The sequence below is a fragment of the Rhodococcus sp. NPDC127593 genome (assembly GCF_042671975.1).
Classification (GTDB): Bacteria; Actinomycetota; Actinomycetes; order Mycobacteriales; family Mycobacteriaceae; genus Rhodococcus_F.
Window position 1 is genome coordinate 190075 of sequence record NZ_JBHXWI010000006.1, and the last position, 18177, is coordinate 208251.

The 18177-nt window shown below is 67.6% G+C and carries 20 protein-coding genes; 11 read left to right on the forward strand and 9 right to left on the reverse strand.

Annotated elements, in window-relative coordinates:
* Positions 1–39 precede the first annotated feature (39 nt).
* Together ACFVJ3_RS07590 and ACFVJ3_RS07595 are read left to right on the forward strand one after the other, a co-directional pair.
* A complete protein-coding gene (locus ACFVJ3_RS07590; protein ID WP_378451531.1) occupies positions 40–1260 on the forward strand; it encodes a globin domain-containing protein in 1221 nt (406 codons plus the stop codon).
* Positions 1261–1320: 60 nt separating this feature from the next.
* Positions 1321–2073, forward strand: coding sequence for an FAD-binding oxidoreductase (locus ACFVJ3_RS07595; protein WP_378451480.1), 753 nt, complete (start codon positions 1321–1323; stop codon positions 2071–2073).
* 10 nt (positions 2074–2083) lie between these two features.
* Here the strand turns inward: ACFVJ3_RS07595 and ACFVJ3_RS07600 are convergent, their stop codons facing one another.
* Together ACFVJ3_RS07600 and ACFVJ3_RS07605 are read right to left on the reverse strand one after the other, a co-directional pair.
* Positions 2084–3250 carry an FAD-binding oxidoreductase gene (locus ACFVJ3_RS07600; RefSeq protein ID WP_378451481.1) on the reverse strand — a complete coding sequence of 389 codons (1167 nt, stop codon included), beginning with the start codon at positions 3248–3250 and terminating at the stop codon, positions 2084–2086.
* Between the two features lie 111 nt (positions 3251–3361).
* The gene (locus tag ACFVJ3_RS07605) at positions 3362–4939 is read right to left on the reverse strand and encodes an AMP-binding protein (protein ID WP_378451482.1); all 1578 of its coding nucleotides are present in this window, start codon (positions 4937–4939) and stop codon (positions 3362–3364) included.
* Between the two features lie 175 nt (positions 4940–5114).
* Between ACFVJ3_RS07605 and ACFVJ3_RS07610 the strand changes: the two genes are divergently transcribed.
* From ACFVJ3_RS07610 to ACFVJ3_RS07630, 5 genes are all read left to right on the forward strand, one after another.
* Complete coding sequence (locus ACFVJ3_RS07610; protein WP_378451483.1) at positions 5115–5609, forward strand: CinA family protein; 495 nt, start codon at positions 5115–5117, stop codon at positions 5607–5609.
* Between the two features lie 58 nt (positions 5610–5667).
* Complete coding sequence (locus ACFVJ3_RS07615; RefSeq protein WP_164062077.1) at positions 5668–6075, forward strand: ChaB family protein; 408 nt, start codon at positions 5668–5670, stop codon at positions 6073–6075.
* The gene (locus ACFVJ3_RS07620; protein WP_378451484.1) at positions 6072–7253 is read left to right on the forward strand and encodes a zinc-dependent alcohol dehydrogenase; all 1182 of its coding nucleotides are present in this window, start codon (positions 6072–6074) and stop codon (positions 7251–7253) included. Before ACFVJ3_RS07615 ends, ACFVJ3_RS07620 begins: the two co-directional genes overlap by 4 nt.
* A complete protein-coding gene (locus ACFVJ3_RS07625) occupies positions 7253–8731 on the forward strand; it encodes an FAD-dependent oxidoreductase (protein ID WP_378451485.1) in 1479 nt (492 codons plus the stop codon). The genes ACFVJ3_RS07620 and ACFVJ3_RS07625 overlap by 1 nt, the downstream gene beginning before the upstream one ends.
* A 65-nt stretch (positions 8732–8796) precedes the next feature.
* A complete protein-coding gene (locus ACFVJ3_RS07630; RefSeq protein WP_378451486.1) occupies positions 8797–9360 on the forward strand; it encodes a type 1 glutamine amidotransferase domain-containing protein in 564 nt (187 codons plus the stop codon).
* A 15-nt stretch (positions 9361–9375) separates the two neighbouring features.
* Here the strand turns inward: ACFVJ3_RS07630 and ACFVJ3_RS07635 are convergent, their stop codons facing one another.
* Together ACFVJ3_RS07635 and ACFVJ3_RS07640 are read right to left on the reverse strand one after the other, a co-directional pair.
* On the reverse strand, positions 9376–10560 hold the full coding sequence (locus ACFVJ3_RS07635) for a sensor histidine kinase (protein ID WP_378451487.1): 1185 nt from the start codon (positions 10558–10560) through the stop codon (positions 9376–9378).
* A gap of 1 nt (position 10561) precedes the next feature.
* On the reverse strand, positions 10562–11197 hold the full coding sequence (locus ACFVJ3_RS07640) for a response regulator (RefSeq protein WP_378451488.1): 636 nt from the start codon (positions 11195–11197) through the stop codon (positions 10562–10564).
* A gap of 268 nt (positions 11198–11465) precedes the next feature.
* On the opposite strand from ACFVJ3_RS07640, the gene ACFVJ3_RS07645 reads away from it, so the two are divergent.
* A complete protein-coding gene (locus ACFVJ3_RS07645) occupies positions 11466–11942 on the forward strand; it encodes a hypothetical protein (protein WP_378451489.1) in 477 nt (158 codons plus the stop codon).
* Positions 11943–11995: 53 nt separating this feature from the next.
* On the forward strand, positions 11996–12136 hold the full coding sequence (locus ACFVJ3_RS07650; RefSeq protein ID WP_162130654.1) for a hypothetical protein: 141 nt from the start codon (positions 11996–11998) through the stop codon (positions 12134–12136).
* Positions 12137–12222: 86 nt separating this feature from the next.
* Here the strand turns inward: ACFVJ3_RS07650 and ACFVJ3_RS07655 are convergent, their stop codons facing one another.
* The 4 genes from ACFVJ3_RS07655 to dnaK are packed head-to-tail and all read right to left on the reverse strand — an operon-like array spanning position 12223 to position 16328.
* Complete coding sequence (locus ACFVJ3_RS07655; protein ID WP_378451490.1) at positions 12223–12630, reverse strand: heat shock protein transcriptional repressor HspR; 408 nt, start codon at positions 12628–12630, stop codon at positions 12223–12225.
* Positions 12630–13814 carry a molecular chaperone DnaJ gene (gene dnaJ / locus ACFVJ3_RS07660; RefSeq protein WP_378451491.1) on the reverse strand — a complete coding sequence of 395 codons (1185 nt, stop codon included), beginning with the start codon at positions 13812–13814 and terminating at the stop codon, positions 12630–12632. The genes ACFVJ3_RS07655 and dnaJ overlap by 1 nt, the downstream gene beginning before the upstream one ends.
* A gap of 22 nt (positions 13815–13836) precedes the next feature.
* Positions 13837–14487, reverse strand: a complete 651-nt coding sequence (grpE, locus tag ACFVJ3_RS07665) for a nucleotide exchange factor GrpE (RefSeq protein ID WP_378451492.1) — start codon at positions 14485–14487, stop codon at positions 13837–13839.
* Entirely contained in the window at positions 14484–16328 is a 1845-nt protein-coding gene (dnaK, locus tag ACFVJ3_RS07670) for a molecular chaperone DnaK (protein ID WP_037243515.1), read from the reverse strand. Before dnaK ends, grpE begins: the two co-directional genes overlap by 4 nt.
* Positions 16329–16642: 314 nt before the next feature.
* On the opposite strand from dnaK, the gene ACFVJ3_RS07675 reads away from it, so the two are divergent.
* Positions 16643–17209 carry a hypothetical protein gene (locus ACFVJ3_RS07675; protein ID WP_378451493.1) on the forward strand — a complete coding sequence of 189 codons (567 nt, stop codon included), beginning with the start codon at positions 16643–16645 and terminating at the stop codon, positions 17207–17209.
* A gap of 5 nt (positions 17210–17214) precedes the next feature.
* Here the strand turns inward: ACFVJ3_RS07675 and ACFVJ3_RS07680 are convergent, their stop codons facing one another.
* Positions 17215–17469 carry a hypothetical protein gene (locus ACFVJ3_RS07680; RefSeq protein ID WP_378451494.1) on the reverse strand — a complete coding sequence of 85 codons (255 nt, stop codon included), beginning with the start codon at positions 17467–17469 and terminating at the stop codon, positions 17215–17217.
* A gap of 131 nt (positions 17470–17600) precedes the next feature.
* On the opposite strand from ACFVJ3_RS07680, the gene ACFVJ3_RS07685 reads away from it, so the two are divergent.
* Positions 17601–18143 (forward strand): DinB family protein, encoded by a 543-nt coding sequence (locus tag ACFVJ3_RS07685; protein ID WP_378451495.1) that lies wholly within the window; start codon positions 17601–17603, stop codon positions 18141–18143.
* Positions 18144–18177: the final 34 nt, after the last annotated feature.

The window sequence follows — 18177 nt, forward strand, 5'->3', positions numbered from 1 at the left end:
CACTGCTGTGATCCAAAGGTCGCGCGAGTGACGGCTAGAATGCGGGTGTTCGAATCAACAGGCACGGAGGCAGGGGACGGCTTGACACGAGATTGCCTCGATCCGCTCGTGATTTCGCGTCTGCGCGCCAGCTTTTCGTCGATCGTGTCCACCGAACACGGACGCAACCGGCTCACCACCACGTTCTACGCCACCCTGTTCGCCGAACACCCCGAACTTCGCGCGCTCTTCCCGGCTGCGCTGGATCAGCAGGGTCACCGCCTGTTCCAGGCGCTGCAGTTCGTCATCGACAACCTCGACGACGAGGGCCGGATCCTCGGTTTCCTCAGCCAGCTCGGCCGCGACCACCGCAAGTACGGAGTCGAGGGCAGGCACTACTTCGCGTCGGGCAATGCGTTGCTCGTCGCGGTGCGGAGTTCCTTCACCCAAGCCATCTGGACGCCCTCGCTGACCGCGGCCTGGACGGAACTGCTCGACCTCCTCCTCCACACGATGGCCGACGCCGCGGACAACGACGACCTGCCCGCCGCGTGGGGCGCCACCGTGGTCGATCACGAACGCCGCCTCGACGACCTCGCGATCGTCCGCCTCGAGACCGACTCCCCCATCCCCTACGGTGCGGGACAGTACCTCAGCGTCCAGATCCCGCAGCGGCCCCGGATGTGGCGGTACCTGTCGCCGGCCATCCCCGCCAACCCGTACGGACAGCTCGAGTTCCACGTGCGCCGCGTGTCGGGCGGCTGGGTGAGTCCCGCCATCGTGAACGAGACGCAGGTGGGCGACCGCTGGCTGCTCAGCTCCCCGCTCGGCGGCCTCGAGGTCGACCGCGACAGCGGGCAGGACGTCCTGATGATCGGTTCGGGGACGGGCATCGCACCGCTGCGCGCCCAGGTGATGGAGATGGCGATGCGGTCGAACAATCCGCGGGTCCACATGTTCGTGGGCGGCAAGTACCCGTGCGATCTGTACGACATCGAGACCCTGTGGCACCTGTCGCTGAGCAATCCGTGGCTGACCGTGGTTCCCGTGTCCGAGGAGGACGAGGACCCGTGGTGGCACAGGAATCCCGCCCCGGAGGCGCCGCCGGGGTTGCATCAACGACTCCAGGGGCAGCTCGGCCGCGTCGTCGCCCGGTTCGGGTCGTGGGCGGACCGGCAGATCCAGATCTCCGGTTCGCCCGCGATGATCAAGACCACCGTGTACGCCTTGCAGGGCGGCGGTACTCCGCCCGAACTGATCCGGCACGACCCCCTGATCTAGTCGCGCCGCCCGTCCCCGCCCATCCGTTGTCCGGTTCGACCGTCGGGAGAGCATCACGCCATGCAAGCCACGCAGACCACCTGGACCAGCACCGTCGTCGAACATCACCGCCTGCGGCACGACCTCGCCGTGATCCGGCTCGTCGGTGACTACGTCCCGTTCGTGCCGGGGCAGTACGTGGACGTGAGCGTGCCCCAGAACCCGCGGCTGCTGCGCAGGCTCTCCCCCGCCCTGCCGCCGTCGCTGGACGGCAAGCTCGAATTCCACGTCCGGACGGTGCCCGGCGGCTGGGTCAGTGGCGACATCGTCACGGGGACCTCGCCCGGCGACCAGTGGCAGATCCTCGAACCCCGCGGCACGATGTCCGTCGACGGGGACGGGCCGGACGTCATCATGGTCGCTGGCGGCACCGGTCTGGCCCCCTTCCGGTCGATCCTGCTGGATCTGTCGCGCCGGCCGAATCCGCCGAGGGTGTTCCTGTTCACGGGCGATCGGACACCACGCGATCTCTATGCGTCCGACATGCTCTACCTGCTGCTGCAGGATCTGCCGTGGCTCACCGTCATTCCCGTGGTGGAGAACGTCGGAAATCCGGATTGGACCGACGAGTGGTACGAACGCACCAGAGTGGACGTGGGGTTCACCGAGGACGATCTCGTCGAGGGCTCACTGCCCGACGTCGTGACGTCCTACGGCGCGTTCACCGAGCACCAGGTGCTGGTGTGCGGTTCGGCGGCAATGGTCCGCGCCACCCTCGACCGTCTCCGGGACACCGGAACACCCACGGAGAACATTCAGTTCGACCCGTACTGAGGCATTCGGATCAGTAGGACGGGTCGTGCCGGATGTTCTCCGGCGGCGTGCCCGCCGCGTGCAGCCGGAACTTGGTGGTGTTGATCATCGCGTCGGAGCCGACGAGCTGGATGTCGCGCTCGGCCCACGTCCCGAAGTCGGCGACGACCTGCCCGACCTTGCCGGTCAGTCGTCGGTGCATACCGGGCAACGCGGCGCTGCTCGGGCCGGTGTACCACCACGGGTCCTCGTCCTCCTCGGTGACCGGGACGACGGTCAGCCAGGGATTCTGCTCCGCGAGCGCCCACAGGGTGCCCAGGTCGTAGAGGTCGCAGGGGTACCTGCCGGCGAAGAAGAGGTGGACGCGACGGTCCTGGCCGCGTTGCGACATCTGGAGGATCTGCGCGCGCAGCGGGGCGATGCCCGTCCCCGATCCGATCATGAGGATGTCGCGACCGTTGCCGTAGCGGACTCCGAGGTCGCCGAGCGGGGATCCGATCACCCACCGCTCGCCCACGAGGGTCTGGCTGACGATGGCGGGACTGACCCAGCCGCCCGACACCCGGCGGACGTGGAACTCGATGATGCCCTGGTCGTTGGCGGGGTTTGCCGGCGACAGGTACCGCCACATCCGGGGACGCGACGGCACCTGCACGCTCACGTACTGGCCGGCGGTGTAGGTCATCGGCTCGTCGAGTTGCAGGCGGACGATCGAGACGTCCTTGCGGACCTGGAGGTGCTCGATGACGGTCGCGCCCCACGCCGGCGGGCCGCTCTCGGCGTTGGCCGCATCCATCATGGTGGCGGCGACGACCGCGAGGACGTCGCGCCACGCCTGCTCGAGTTCGTCGGTCCACGGCTCGGTCGAGGGGAACTGCTCGACCGCGGCGATCAGGGAGTTGCCGACGGCGACGTAGTGCGCGTCCTCGATTCCGTACTTGCGATGGTCCCGGCCGAGCTGGGCGAGGTAGGCGAGGATCTGCCCGGACTCCTCCTCGAGTCGTTCGATCACGTACTGGACGGCGGAGATCAACCGGTCGCGTTGCTCGTCCATGGCCGCCGGGAAGAAGTCCCGGGAGTCGGGATACCGCGCGAACAGCAGGGCATAGAAGGACCGCGACAGAGTCTGGGGCCCGTCCGGCACCGCCGCGATAGCCTTGAAACTCGACCGGACCAGCGATATTGCCTGTGAATCCACCGCGCATCCTCGTCACCGACCGAACGCGGTCCTGCCGCGAAGTACTTGGGCAGACTATAGGCGCGGGCGCCACGCCGCAGACCAGGTCCCTTGTTTCCCGCCCCGCTCGTGCTATCCGACCGCTCGGTCTGCACTTTCCCAGTACCGGGAGCGCAGCGCCTTCTTGTCCAGTTTGCCGAGCGGGGTGAGCGGCAGTGTGTCGACGAAGTCGATCGACTTGGGGGCGTGCACCGATCCCTTCGCGGCCCGTACCCGTTCGACGAGTTCGGCGGCGTCGACCGTCTGCCCCGCCCGTAACACCACGCACGCCTTGACGGCCTCGCCCCACTTCTCGTCCGGGACCCCGACCACCGCGACCGAGCCGACGGCCGGGTGGGCCGAGATGACGTCCTCGATCTCCCGGGGGAACACGTTGAACCCGCCGGTGACGATCATGTCCTTCTTGCGGTCGACGATCGTCATGAATCCGTCCTTGTCCTTGCGGGCGACATCGCCCGTATGCAGCCAGCCGCCGCGGAACGCCTCGGCGGTTTCGTCGGGCTTCTTCCAATATCCCTTCATGACCAGCGGGCCGCGGACGCAGATCTCACCGAGCTCACCCTGCGGGACCTCGTTCAGGTCGTCGTCGAGCAGGGCGACGTTCAGCCAGGGCACGGGCCGCCCGCACGTCGCGAGCCGGCTGGGATCGTCCGCGAGGTGCTCTTCCTTCCGCAGCACCGCGATGGTCATTCCGCATTCGGTCTGGCCGTAGAACTGGAAGAAGATCTGGCCGAACTTCTCGATGCCCTCCTTCAACCGCGCCGGCGACATCGCCGAGGCGCCGTAGAACAGCGTCTGCAGGCTGGACACGTCCCGCTTCGGCAGGTCGGGGTGATCCATCAGCAGGTAGATCATGGTGGGGACGAGCATCGTGGCCGAGATCTTGTGCTTCTCGATCGCCTCGAGGACGGCACCGGGCTCGAACGCGGGCAGCACGATCAGCGCGCCACCACGCAGCAGGGTCGGGATGAAGAAAGCGGCTCCGGCGTGCGACAGCGGCGTGCAGATGAGGAAGCGCGGTTCGTCGGGCCACTGCCATTCGGCCATCTGGATCTGGTTGAGCGTCGCGCCGGACTGGTAGGAGCCGACGACGCCCTTCGGCTTGCCGGTCGTGCCGCCGGTGTAGACCATGCTGCTGTTGTCGTCGGCGGCCACGTCCGCCGCCCGTAGGCGTTGCGGGGTGAACGTCTCGGCGAGGGCGAGAATGTCGGTACCCACTTGGGACGGCCCCAACGACAACACGTTCTCGATCGACGGCGACTGCGCCACCAGTTCGGCGGCGCGCTCCTCGAAGGCGGTGGGATCGAAGATCAACGTCTGGATCTCGGCGTCGCCGACGATGTAGAGATGATCGTCGAGTGAGCCCATCGGGTTCAGCGCGCTGGCGCGGCATCCGGAGATCATGGTGGCGCCCATGCTGATGAGCACCTCGGGCCTGTTCTTGGACAGCATGGCGGTGCTCGTGCCCTTGCCGATTCCGAGCGAAGCCAGTGCCTGCGCAAAGCAACTGATCTGATCACGCATCTCACCGCCGGTGAGGACGACGTCGCCGAGGTAGAGCGCCGGCTTGTCGGAGTTGCGTTCCAGTGCAGTGATGAGGAGGTCTGCAGCGAAGGCGGGTCGATGCAGATCTGCGAACTCGTCGGTCATCTGTAATCCTTCTACTCCCGCGACGCCGAGGCGCGTGGTCCGGCGGCCTGGATTTCCTGTGTCCTGGGTCACCGACACCCTAACCGGAAACCTGCCAAACTGAAACCTGTTCCACTCGACAGACGGGTGCCGACGGCGACTCCGCGCCGGGGACACGTCCGATAACGTGAGGTCCATGAGTCCGCAGGACCGAACCGCAGAACGGATCTCGACCGCGGCGCGTAACGCGCACGTCTTCCTCGCGACGGCGGAATCCCTCACCGGCGGGCAGATCTCGTGCCTTCTCGGCGCGGCGCCCGCGTCCTCCGACTGGTACCGGGGCAGCGTGGTCGCGTATTCCAGCGAGGTGAAACACCGGGTGCTGAAGGTGCCGGACGGTCCCGTCGTCAGTGAGGCCAGTGCACGCGCGATGGCCGGAGCGGTCGCGGAACTGCTCGGAGCCGACATCGCCGTCGCGGTGACCGGTGCGGGCGGCCCCGACCCACAGGACGAGCAACCGCCGGGGACCGTCTGGTTCGGACTCTTCACCCACGGTCGCATCGACACCGAGATGCACCGATTCGACGGTGAACCGCAGGACGTCGTGGCCGCCACGACCGACCGCGCCCTGGAACTGCTCGAGCAGGCGCTGGCCTCCGTGCCCAGTCGTGTTTCTCCCCCGCTCGCGTAAATCTCCGAGAGTCGGGTAATCGTCCGAGCGGGCACCTCTACACCCGAGGAGGATTTCCGTGCCGAAGACCACCGACAGCGGCAAGCCGAAGAAGAGCGAGCTCCCCGAGACGCTGAAGAAGTCGTCCGAGAAGGCGCAGCGCACGTTCGCCAAGGTGTACGACTCCGCGATGGACCAGTACGGGGACGAGGAACGAGCGCATCGCGTCGCGTACGACGCCCTCAAGCACAGCTACGAGAAGGTCGGGGACCACTGGGAGGCCAAGGACGAGAAGGGCCCCTCCGACGAGCGCGCGAAGAGCGGCGGCCCGAACGCGTCCGGTGAGACGGCCGAGGGCGTCGATGCCAACGCGAGCAAGGACCACCTCATGCACATCGCGCAGAGGCTCGACATACACGGCCGGTCGACCATGACCAAGGACGAACTCGTCGACGCGATCGAGAAGGCGAACCGGAGAGCCCGATGAGAGCCGTGACGTGGCAGGGCAAACGGAAGGTCAGCGTCGACACCGTCCCCGACCCGGTGATCGAACAGAAGACCGACGCGATCGTCGAGATCACCACCACCAACATCTGCGGCTCCGACCTGCACCTGTACGAGGTGCTCGGCGCGTTCATGAACGAGGGCGACATCCTCGGTCACGAACCGATGGGCATCGTCCGGGAGGTGGGGTCCGAGGTGACCGACGTGAAGGTCGGCGACCGGGTGGTCATCCCCTTCCAGATATCCTGCGGCAGTTGCCACATGTGCGATCGGAAACTGTTCACCCAGTGTGAGGTCACCCAGATCCGGGACGAGGGCATGGGTGCGGCGCTGTTCGGGTATTCGAAACTGTACGGGAGCGTTCCCGGCGGCCAGGCCCAGTACCTTCGGGTGCCGCACGTGAAGAACACCCACATCACGGTTCCGGAGGGTCCACCGGATTCGCGTTTCGTGTACCTGTCCGACGTGCTGCCGACGGCATGGCAGGCCGTCGAGTACGCGGGGATACCCGACGGCGGTTCCGTCGTCGTTCTCGGGCTCGGGCCGATCGGCGACATGGCGGCACGCATCGCCGCGCACAAGGGTTTTCGTGTCATCGGCGTGGATCTCGTGCCCGAGCGCCTCGCCCGTGCGCAGGCGCGGCAGATCGAGACGGTCGATCTGAACGACGCCAAGGGCGAACTCGGCGACGTGATCCGGGAGATGACCGACGGCCGCGGCCCCGATTCCGTTATCGACGCCGTCGGCATGGAAGCGCACGGCTCCCCCGGCGCGAAATTTCTTCAGCAGGTCACGTCGTTCCTGCCCGATTCCATCGCGGGCCCGCTGATGTCGACAGCAGGCATCGACCGGCTCCACGCGCTGTACTCGGCCATCGACATCGTGCGGCGCGGCGGCACCCTCTCGCTCGTCGGGGTGTACGGCGGAATGGCCGACCCGATACCGATGCTCACCTTGTTCGACAAGCAGATTCAGCTGCGGATGGGGCAGGCCAACGTGAAGCGGTGGGTCCCGGACATCCTGCCGTTGCTCACCGACGCCGACCCCCTGGGGGTCGACACGTTCGCCACGCACGAACTGCCACTGGACCACGCGCCGCACGCGTACGAGATCTTCCAGAAGAAGGAAGACGGCGCTGTGAAGATTCTCCTGAAGCCGTAATGCCTTCTCTGTGGCTCGATCACGTCGCCGGGCACCGCGGTGCAGTCACCGGGCGGTCGTGGGACGAACGCGGACGGTACGACACCGTGGTGGTGGGAGCGGGGGTGACCGGCCTGACCCTCGGGTTGCTGCTCGCCCGCGCGGGACAGCACGTCGCCGTCGTGGAAGCCCGGACGATCGGGGCCGTCACGACAGGGAACACCACGGGCAAGGTCAGTGTGCTGCAAGGTACCCGGCTCGCCGAGATCGGCCGACGCCACGCGGTGCACATCCTGCGCTCGTACGTCGAGGGAAACCTGGAGGGCCAGCAGTGGCTGCTCCGGTACTGCCACGACCGCGAGATTCCCGTCGGCTCGGCACCGGATTTCACGTTCGCGCAGACCGAATCCGGCGTCGACGCGGTGCGCGCTCAGTACACGGCCGCCCGATCGGTGGGCCTGCCCGTGCGACTCGCGCGCGAACTCGAGATCCCGGTGCCCCACGTCGACGCCGTCACGCTCGACGACCAGGCGTTCCTGGATCCGATGCCCGTTCTCCACGCAGTGGCCCGCGACCTGATCACGCACGGCGGCGACGTGTTCGAGCACCGTCGCGTGACGTCGGTCCGGACGCTGGTGCGACTCCACGTCCTGTCGACGCCGGACGGCGACATCGAAGCTCGCCGCGTGGTTCTCGCGACGGGAACGCCGATCCTCGACCGCGGCGGATTCTTCGCCCGGCTGAAGGCGGAGCGATCGTACGCGGCGGCGTTCCGGGTACCGGGCGGTGCACCGGGGGGCATGTACCTGACCGCCGATCAGCCAACCCGGTCGTTGCGCCCGGCCGACGACGGTCGCGTTCTGGTCGTCGGCGGCAACGGCCACGACGTCGGCCGAAGCACGTCGCCGCAGGCCGCGGTCGACGATCTGCTGGCCTGGACCGGCCGTCATTTTCCCGGGGCGACGCCGACTCACCGCTGGTCGGCGCAGGACTACTCCTCGCTGAACGCGCTCCCCTACGTCGGCTCACTGGTTCCCGGCAGCGACGGCATTCTCGTCGCGACCGGCTACGGCAAGTGGGGACTCTCGAACGGCGTCGCCGCCGCTCTCGCGCTCGCCGGACGCATCCTGGGTGGCCACATGCGGTGGGCGGAGGCCTTCCAAAGCTATTCGCCGACGCAGCTTTTCGACCTCCCCGCGGCAGTGAAGGCGAACGGTGAGGTGGCGGTGGAGATGGCCGCGGGCTGGGGCGACGCACTCGTGGGGCGACAACGAGGGAAGGGCCGGGCCCGTATCGTGAGAGAGGGCCTGCTGCCCGTCGGCGAGTACACATCGAACGGTCACACCGACCGCGTATGCGCCGTCTGCCCGCACCTCGGTGGTGTGCTCCGCTGGAACGATGCGGAGGCGTCGTGGGACTGCCCGCTGCACGGGTCCCGATTCACTGCCGGCGGAACACTTCTCGAGGGCCCCGCAACCACCGATCTCCGACGACTCTGATTGCCGATTGACCCCGGGCCTCCCGGGTACCCGTCGCCTGTACTCACGAGAGGAAGGAATTGCCCATGACATCGGCACAGACACTTCGCGGCCGGAAGGTCGCGATCCTGGCCACCGACGGCGTCGAGGAAGTCGAACTCGTCGAACCCCGGAAGGCCGTGGAGGACGCCGGCGCGGAGGTTCGGCTGATCTCGTTGTCCCCCGGCAAGATCCAGGCCATGAATGCGGATGTGAACGCGGCAGGAACCTATGCCGTCGACGCAGTTGTCGGCGACGTGTCCGTCGCCGACTTCGACGCACTGATCCTGCCCGGGGGCACCACGAATCCCGACCACCTCCGGATGGACGAGTCGGCCGTCGCCTTCGTCCGGAACTTCGTCGATTCGGGCAAACCGGTGGGCGTGATCTGCCACGGACCGTGGACGTTGGTCGAGGCCGACGTCGTCCGCGGCCGCACTCTCACGTCGTATCCCAGTGTGCGCACCGATATCCGCAACGCCGGCGGAAACGTCGTCGACGAGGAAGTGGTGGTCGACAACGGATTGGTATCGAGCCGCAACCCCGACGACCTGCCCGCGTTCTGCGCGAAGATCGTCGAGGAATTCGCCGAGGGCCGCCACCCGCAGTGACATCGGCGGGCCCGGTCAGCCGGAATCCGGGACCGTCACCACCACGCGGGTGCCCGCCCCGGGTGAGGACGTGACGTCGAAGGTGCCGCCGAGGCTTTCGACCCGCACGATGTGCGACGCCAGTCCGATGTGCCCCTGCGCCACCCGTTCCGGGACGACGGCCGGATCGAATCCGGCGCCGTCGTCGGCGACCGTCAGCGTGGTCCGCCCGCCGGCGCGGGTGAGTGCGAGTTCGATCGTGGTGGCGCGGGCGTGTTTGGTCACGTTGGTGAGCAGTTCCCGCGCCACCCGGTAGAGCAGCTCCTGGCTGTCGGGGTGACCGACGTCGTCGAGGCTCACCGACATCTCGAACCCCCGCCGGGCGTAGAGATCCGCGAGTTCCCGCAGCGCCGCGGTGAGACCCAGCTGCGCGAGGACCTGCGGATGCAGTGTGGTGACGGTGGACCGCAATTGTGCCGCGGTCTCGCGGAGGGCGGACTCGGCGGCGACGAGCATGTCGTCCGGGTTCCGCTCCAGCGCCTCCTCCACGTCCAGCCGGGCGGCCAGCACATTCTGCAGGGGCCCGTCGTGCAGGTCCTCGGCCAGTTGCCGTCGCTCGCGTTCCTCGGCACCCATCGATTCGGCGATCAGCTGCCTGCGCACATCCATCAGCGAGATCACCGTCGCAGAGCGCCGGACCAGCACGTACGACAATGCGGTCGTCGCGGCCGCGAGCCACAACAGGAAACCGAAGTAGAGGTACACCTCGTCGGGGAAGCCGACTGCGTCGTCGCGCTTGGAGTAGACGATCCACACCACCTGGTACCCGACGGCGGTGCAGACGCCGACGATCGCCGTCAGCCGCGGCCGGTACTGGAACGCCACCGAGATCGGCAACAGGAAGAACACCGGGAGCAGCACCGACGTCGCGCCGCCGGAGACGACACACAACGCCACCACCGCGGTGACGTCCGCGGCCGTGGACACCCAGCCCGCCCATGGTCCGACGTCCCGCACCAGGACGAAGATCAGCCAGCCGAGCGCGACCGCCGCGTACCCGATCAGCAGGCCCGCGAAGACGTCGGGTTGCCAGTGCGTCACGCGGATCACCGGCCCGAGCAGCGCCATCAGTCCGATCAGCGGTAACCGGAGAATCGCGGTCACCCGGACCGCCTCGGTGCTGTAGCGACGAACTACGCGACTCTGGGACGGATGCGGCACGTCACTCCAGCAAGCCGCGTCGCATCGCCTCGGCCACCGCGGCCGCGCGGTCGCTCACCCCGAGCTTCTCGTAGAGACGCTGGACATGGGTCTTGACCGTCGACGGCGCCAGATACAGCTCACCGGCGATCGTGGGAATGCTCTGGCCGCGCGCAATGAGCGCCAGCACTTCCTTCTCCCGACCACTCAGCACCGGCCCGACCGGTTCACTGCGACGACGCACCTCGCCGGCCAGTCCGACGGCGAGGGAGGCGGGGAGGACGTCGCGGCCCTGAGCGCAGTCGAGGACGGCTTTCACGATCTCCGCCCGGGTCGACTCCTTCGGCAGGAACCCCGCCGCCCCCTCCTGCAACGCGTGGTAGACGATCGCGGACTCGTCGTGCGCCGAGAGCAGCAACACACGTGTGGCGAGTTCGGCTCGTCGCACGGCCGCCGCCACCTGGGAACCGTCCAGCTCCGGCATCCGGTAGTCGAGCAGTGCGACGTCGGGGGCGAGTTCGCGGATCAGGGCGAGCGCGGCCGCGCCGTCGTCCGCCTCGCCGACCACCTCGATGTCGCCACTCGCGAGGAGCGCACGGACGACACCGTCCCGAAAGATCGGGTGGTCGTCGCCAACCACGACCCGCACGGCACTCACGGCGCGGTCCGATGCGAAGCGACTCCGGCGAAGTCCATTGCTCACTTTCTCACGAGAGCAGGCCCGCGCGGAGCACTTCGCGGCGCCGGTGTCCCCCGATCGGTGGACACCGGATTCATCCCGCCCTCGGTCCTGTCGGTGGACAGACGACGGCGCACATTCGCGACATAGTTGGTGCACACCGGAAAACGGGGCCATCGGAAATCGAAACCCCCACGGCCCCAGACGTTCCACCCCCCCGAAGCGTCAGAACTCAGGAGAAGCCATCATGCGCACCACCGCCCGCCGCCGCATCGCCCTCTTCATCGCCCTGCCCGCCACCGCACTGGCTGTCACCGGACTCGCCGTTGCGGCCGCCGGGACGGCCACCGCCGGAACGATGCCGACGTCGGGACCCACGATCGCGATGACGATCAGCAACGACACCGACCTGCCGATGGTCCTCCAAGGGTGGTCGAACCCGTACGGGCAGTGGATTCAGGCGCCGTCGGACTACCTCGCCCCGCACAGCAGCCAGATCGTGAAGGCATACTCCACCGACCCGAACGGCGTCGAGGTGGACGCCACCTACTCGCTTCCCGGTGGCGCCCAGGCCGTGTTCCGCGCCGACAACTACAACAACACGACCGACGTGGACGGAACTCGCGTCGACGCCAACTACGGCCACGCCTACGGCATCAGCAGCTGGATCGACTCGGGCTACCCGAACATGAACGCCGGTTACCACCTGTACGGACACCCCTGACAGACGATCCCGACCATCCACTGAACACTCGAAGAAAGCCGGAGAACATGATCATGCACGTCACCGAGACCCCCACCCCGACGGTCTCCCGCACGATGTGGACCACCGAGGAGATCAAGGCGCGTCTCGAGGAGATGAACATTCCGCGCTCACGTACTCGCCGCGGGCCCCGCTGGGGAAACCGCGACCGATAAGCCGGGGGTTGGGGCCCGATGTCGCACTGGTTCACTCCGACAGAACCAGTGCGACATCGGTTCGGTTCACCCGGATGTTCGCCGGGTCAGCGCTGGTGTCGCGGCTTCCACACGACGAGCGCGTTGCTCCGCGGGATCGGCACGAGGTCGCGCCGGTAACCGGCGTGAATCTTCGCGACCTCCTCGGCCAGCTCACGGACCCGGTGCTGCAGAGCCTCCACCTGGTTGGTGAGTTCGATGATCCGCTTGATCCCGGCGAGGTTGACACCCTCGTCCTGCGAGAGGCGTTGCACCTCGCGGAGCAGCGCCACATCCCGCGGCGAGTATCGGCGCCCGCCACCGGACGTGCGGTGCGGGGTGACGAGACCGAGCCGGTCGTAGGTGCGCAACGTCTGGGCATGCATGCCGGCGAGTTCCGCGGCCACCGAGATCACGAAGATCTGGGCGTCCGGATCAACCGCGGTCTCGCGTGGATCCTGGGTCGTATCGCTCATCAGGCACCCGCCCACCCGGCCCTGGGATCGAATCCGCTGGCCTTCTCTGCTTCCAGATAGGTCTTCAGTGCTTCGGTGGCCGGGTCGTCGAGCTTCTGCGGAACGGCGACCTTGACCGTGACCAGCAGGTCACCGGCGCCACCGGCGCGCTTGGGAACGCCTCGGCCGCGTACACGCAGGACCCGGCCGTCGGCCGTGCCCGCCGGAATCTTCACACCGACACGCCCCTCCAAAGTGGGGACGGAGGCGGTGGTTCCGAGCACGAGCTCACCGTAGCTGACGGGGACGACGAGCGTGAGGTCGTCGCCGTTACGGCCGAACACCTTGTCGGGACGCACCCGGACCGTGACGAACAGGTCGCCGGACGGCGCGCCGCGCAGGCCCGCCTCGCCCTGGCCTGCCAGCCGGATCTTCTGTCCGTCGCTGACACCAGCGGGGACGCGGACGGTGATGGTGCGGGTCCGGTTGGTGACCCCGTTGCCGTGGCACACCTCGCACGGCGAGTCGATGATCGAGCCGGTACCGCGGCAGTCGTCGCACGGCTCACTGAACCCGAACGCGCCCTGGTTGCGGCTGACGATTCCGGTTCCGTTGCAGCGCGGGCAGACTCGCGGGCTGGTTCCCGGCTTGGCACCGCTGCCGTGGCAGGTGGTACACGGCGACGGGCTGGTCAGTCGCAGCGGCACCGTGACACCCAGCGTGGCTTCGCGGAATTCGAGGGTCGTCTCCGTCTCGACGTCGCTGCCACGACGGGGACGGTTGGTCGTGCGGGTCGCGCCGCCACCACCGGCGCCGCGATTGAACAGGCCACCGAAGATGTCGCCGAGGCCGCCGTCACCGGCCGCCGCGCCGCCGCCACCGAACAGGTCGTTGATGTCGAATCCGCCCTGGCCGAAACCGCCCGCTCCCGGGTTGAATCCGCCGCCGCCCTGACCGAACCCGCCGCTCGCGAACAGCCGCCGGGCCTCGTCGTATTCCTTGCGCTTGGCAGGATCCGAGAGCACGGCGTGTGCTTCGCTGACGGACTTGAAACGCTCCTCGGCCTTCGTGTCGCCGGGGTTCGCGTCGGGATGAAGGTCGCGGGCGAGCTTGCGGTACGCCTTCTTGATCTCGTCCGCGGATGCGTGGGACGAGACGCCCAGCTCCTTGTAGAAGTCCTTTTCGATCCACTCCCGCTGGCTCACTGGGCGTCTCCTCCTCTCGCTCTTACTCTTGTTCCGACTCGGCGGGCTTCGCCGCCTCGTCGGAGGTGTTCGCGCCGTCATCGCCGGCGCGGTCGATCACAGCTACCATCGCATGCCGCAGGACGCGATCACCGAATTTGTAGCCCTTTCGCATCACCGTGCCGAGAACGGGGTCGTGACCCTCGCCCTCGTGCTGCACTGCCTCGTGCAGCGCCGGATCGAATGCGTCGCCCTCGGCACCGAACTCGCTCAGGCCGAGCGAGGTGAGGGTGCCGGTGAGCTTGTCTGCCACACCCTTCAGCGGCCCCGAGTCGAGGTCGCCGTGGCTGCGTGCACGGTCGAGGTCGTCCAGCACCGCGATGAGCTCACCGACGACGGACGCCTTGGCGTTCGCGATGTCGGCCTGCTTGTCGCGCTGGACACGGCGGCGGTAGTTGGCGTACTCCGCCTGCAGTCGCTGCAGGTCGGCGGTGCGCTCCGCCAACTCGTCCGTCTCCGGAGCTGCCGTCGCCGGCAGGTCCCCTTCGTCCACCGAGCCGGGCTGCGGGGCGGCAGCGGTGCCCGCGAGGGGCTCCACTACCGGCTCCGCGTCCCGTGTCCGACCGGTCTCGGGGTCGATCTTCCGCTTGTCCACGAAAGTGACCGGTTCCTGCTCGGTGTTGTCGGACGTCACTTCTTCTCCGAGTCGGACGGCTCGTCCACGACCTCGGCGTCGACGACGTCGTCGGCACCACTCGCGCCGGAGCCGTCGGTGTTGGCGGCTTCCTCAGCGGCACTGGCTTCGTAGATCGCCTGGCCGAGGGCCTGCGACTCGGTGGCCAGCTTCTCGACCGCGGTCTTCACGGCCGCGATGTCGGTGCCTGCGAGAGCGTCGTTGGCTTCCTTGATGGCAGCCTCGACCTTCTCCTTGACGTCGGCGGGCACCTTGTCCTCGTTGTCCTTGATGAACTTCTCGGTCTGGTGCACCAGCGACTCGGCCTGGTTGCGAACCTCGGCCTCCTCGCGGCGGGCCTTGTCCTCCTCGGCGTGAGCCTCGGCGTCCTTGACCATCCGCTCGATCTCTTCCTTGGACAGACCGGAGCCGTCCTGGATCTTGATCGTGTTCTCCTTGCCCGTGCCCTTGTCCTTGGCGGTCACGTGCACGATGCCGTTGGCGTCGATGTCGAAGGTGACCTCGATCTGCGGCACGCCACGCGGGGCGGGCGGCAGGTCGGCCAGCTCGAACGAGCCGAGCAGCTTGTTGTGCGAGGCGATTTCGCGCTCACCCTGGAACACCTGGATCTGCACCGAGGGCTGGTTGTCGTCGGCCGTGGTGAAGGTCTCGGAACGCTTGGTCGGGATGGTGGTGTTGCGCTCGATGAGCTTGGTCATCACGCCACCCTTGGTCTCGATGCCGAGGGACAGCGGGGTGACGTCGAGGAGCAGCACGTCCTTGACCTCGCCCTTGAGGACGCCGGCCTGCAGGGCGGCGCCGACGGCGACGACCTCGTCCGGGTTGACGCCCTTGTTGGGCTCACGGCCACCGGTCAGCTCGCGCACCAGATCGGAGACGGCGGGCATACGGGTGGAACCACCGACGAGCACGACGTGGTCGATGTCCTTGACGGCGATGCCGCTGTCCTTGATCACGGCCTGGAACGGCGCGCGGGTGCGGTCGAGGAGATCGGAGGTGATCTTCTGGAACTCGCTGCGGGACAACTGCTCGTCGAGGAACAGCGGGTTCTTGTCCGCGTCGACGGTGATGTAGGGCAGGTTGATCGACGTGCTCTGCGAGGAGCTCAGTTCGATCTTGGCCTTCTCGGCAGCCTCACGGAGACGCTGCAGGGCCATCTTGTCCTTGGTCAGATCGATGCCGTTCTGAGCCTTGAACTTGTCGACGAGCCACGTGACGATGCGCTCGTCCCAGTCGTCACCACCGAGGTGGTTGTCGCCGGACGTGGCGCGAACCTCGACGACGCCGTCGCCGATTTCGAGCAGCGAGACGTCGAAAGTGCCGCCACCGAGGTCGAAGACCAGGATGGTCTGTTCCTTGTCGCCCTTGTCGAGGCCGTAGGCCAGGGCGGCCGCGGTGGGCTCGTTGACGATGCGCAGGACGTTGAGTCCGGCGATCTGGCCGGCTTCCTTCGTGGCCTGACGCTGGGCGTCCTCGAAGTACGCGGGGACGGTGATCACGGCGTCCGTGATGTCCTCACCCAGGTACGCCTCGGCGTCGCGCTTCAGCTTCATGAGCGTGCGCGCGCTGATCTCCTGGGGCGTGTACTTCTTGCCGTCGATCTCCACGTTCCAGTCGGTGCCGATGTGGCGCTTGACGGAGCGGATGGTGCGGTCGACGTTGGTGACGGCCTGGTTCTTGGCGGGCTGGCCGACCAGCACCTCACCGTTCTTGGCGAAGGCGACGATCGACGGGGTGGTGCGTGAACCTTCGGCGTTGGCGACCACTACGGGCTCGCCGCCCTCCAGCACAGACACGACCGAGTTCGTTGTACCGAGGTCGATACCGACGGCACGAGCCATAGTGTTCCTCACTTTCGTTTTGCAGTCCTGTGGGCAGGTTATTCATGACTGAACTGCGATGTTGGCGCTTGATGAGCGCCCTCCGCTCAAGTTTGCACTCCGACACCGTCGGGAGTCAATTCGAACTTGAGTCTTGCACGCTCAATCTTGTCGTAAGGCTCAACGGAGGGGTGCGGAGATTTGTTCCCGGGTGCCCACACTTTTTTCGGCGCCTTGTTTCGGCGCCTTGTTTCGGCGCCTTGCTTCGGTGCCTTGCTTCGGCGCGGACCCGCGCGTCGGCACGCCACGGTACGGCAGGTCGATAGGATCGCAGCGTGACGACACCCGAACAGCCGCCACGCCGGCCGGAACCGCCGCGACCCGTACCGCCGCGTCCGGAGTTCGCGGTCACCCCGCTGCGCGCAGCCCCCACCGATGCCACCCCGAAGGCGGTCGCGGTGTCGCTGTCCGCCTGGGTGGGATCGTTCGTCGTTCTCGCCGGAATCGCCGGGGCCATCGCGCTCGACCTCGGCGCGGTACGCGACGCCCTCGAGTCATCGGTGGCCGCGGACAATCCCGGGGACTCCGCGACGGACATCACCGACACGGTGAACCTGACGCTGATCGGCAGCGGCGCCATCGCCGTCGTCCTGATCCTCCTCGGGCTGCTGGGGATACAGCTCCTGCGCGCCCGGAAACCGGCGGGCCAGATCACCCTCGCCGTCGTCGGCGTCCTCAGTGTCGCCGGCGGGGTGGGCCTGTGGATCCTGCTGTCCGACGCCGGTGACGCGACCGCCGGTGTGCTGCAGTGGGCGCCGCTCGCCTACAGCGCCCTCGTCGCGGTGGGAGTGCTCGCCCTGTTCGCCCCCGGGGTGTCCACGTGGCTGCACCGGAGTCGCTGAGACTCTCACTTGGCACGCGTCGGTGGCGGGGAAAGTGTTCCGGGCAGGTTGTCGTCCGGTGCGAGCAAGGGAACCGTCAGGGCTCGCCCGAATTCCATCCGCCCGCCGGTGTCGATCTCGGCGGCGGTCGAGGCGTATGCGAACGTGCCGACTCCCACTGTGACGGCGACGAGAACGGGCGACACCATGCCCCCGAGAACGCGGGGCCATACGCGTCGGCGCGAGGGCCGGGGTGCCGGTCCCGGCGAGTCGAAGTTCATACGAGAATCCTTCGCGGCGGGAGCTTTCCGCACATCCAGGAAGGCACCCAACTTGGACCCCGAGAAAAACCCTGAGAAGGCCTTCCTAATGAGGACCGTTTCTGACCTCAATCGCCCCTATCGTTCTTCTCATGACCACTTCGCAGAAGTCCCCGGCCACCGGTGAGCGCGCCGACCTCCTCCAAATCCTGCAGGAGCAGCGAGCCACCCTGTTGATCACCGTCCGCGGCATCGACGACGAACAGGCACGGCAGCGCTCGACCGTCAGCGACCTGACGCTCGGCGGACTGATCAAGCACGTGTCCCACACGGAAAAGCACTGGGTCGAAACCATTCTCGAACCCGACGAGAACGCGGAGTTCGACATGGAGTGGGCGATGGAGAAGTACTACATGCGGGACGACGAAACCCTCGAGGGACTGCTGGCCGAGTACGCCGAGGTGGCCCGCGCGACCGAGGCCGCCGTGGCCGGACTCGACGACCTGGACGTGCTCGTCCCCCTGCCCACCGCACCCTGGGCGCCCGACCGGCAGTGGTGGACGGTCCGTCGCACCCTGCTCCACATCATCCGGGAGACCGGCCACCACTCCGGTCACGCCGACATCATCCGGGAATCCCTCGACGGCGGAAACACCACCATGCAGATGGGCGCCGACGCCGGCATGGAGTTCTGACCGGCGGCGAGAACAGACGAAAACACCTCACCGG

Excerpts from the sequence above, each read along its gene's own strand:
- ACFVJ3_RS07590 (WP_378451531.1), top strand. The coding sequence starts at position 40 with ATGCGGGTGTTCGAATCAACAGGCACGGAGGCAGGGGACGGCTTGACA.
- ACFVJ3_RS07595 (WP_378451480.1), top strand. The coding sequence starts at position 1,321 with ATGCAAGCCACGCAGACCACCTGGACCAGCACCGTCGTCGAACATCAC.
- ACFVJ3_RS07605 (WP_378451482.1), bottom strand. The coding sequence starts at position 4,939 with ATGACCGACGAGTTCGCAGATCTGCATCGACCCGCCTTCGCTGCAGAC.
- ACFVJ3_RS07610 (WP_378451483.1), top strand. The coding sequence starts at position 5,115 with ATGAGTCCGCAGGACCGAACCGCAGAACGGATCTCGACCGCGGCGCGT.
- ACFVJ3_RS07620 (WP_378451484.1), top strand. The coding sequence starts at position 6,072 with ATGAGAGCCGTGACGTGGCAGGGCAAACGGAAGGTCAGCGTCGACACC.
- ACFVJ3_RS07625 (WP_378451485.1), top strand. The coding sequence starts at position 7,253 with ATGCCTTCTCTGTGGCTCGATCACGTCGCCGGGCACCGCGGTGCAGTC.
- ACFVJ3_RS07630 (WP_378451486.1), top strand. The coding sequence starts at position 8,797 with ATGACATCGGCACAGACACTTCGCGGCCGGAAGGTCGCGATCCTGGCC.
- ACFVJ3_RS07645 (WP_378451489.1), top strand. The coding sequence starts at position 11,466 with ATGCGCACCACCGCCCGCCGCCGCATCGCCCTCTTCATCGCCCTGCCC.
- ACFVJ3_RS07650 (WP_162130654.1), top strand. The coding sequence starts at position 11,996 with ATGCACGTCACCGAGACCCCCACCCCGACGGTCTCCCGCACGATGTGG.
- ACFVJ3_RS07655 (WP_378451490.1), bottom strand. The coding sequence starts at position 12,630 with ATGAGCGATACGACCCAGGATCCACGCGAGACCGCGGTTGATCCGGAC.
- dnaK (WP_037243515.1), bottom strand. The coding sequence starts at position 16,328 with ATGGCTCGTGCCGTCGGTATCGACCTCGGTACAACGAACTCGGTCGTG.
- ACFVJ3_RS07680 (WP_378451494.1), bottom strand. The coding sequence starts at position 17,469 with ATGAACTTCGACTCGCCGGGACCGGCACCCCGGCCCTCGCGCCGACGC.
- ACFVJ3_RS07685 (WP_378451495.1), top strand. The coding sequence starts at position 17,601 with ATGACCACTTCGCAGAAGTCCCCGGCCACCGGTGAGCGCGCCGACCTC.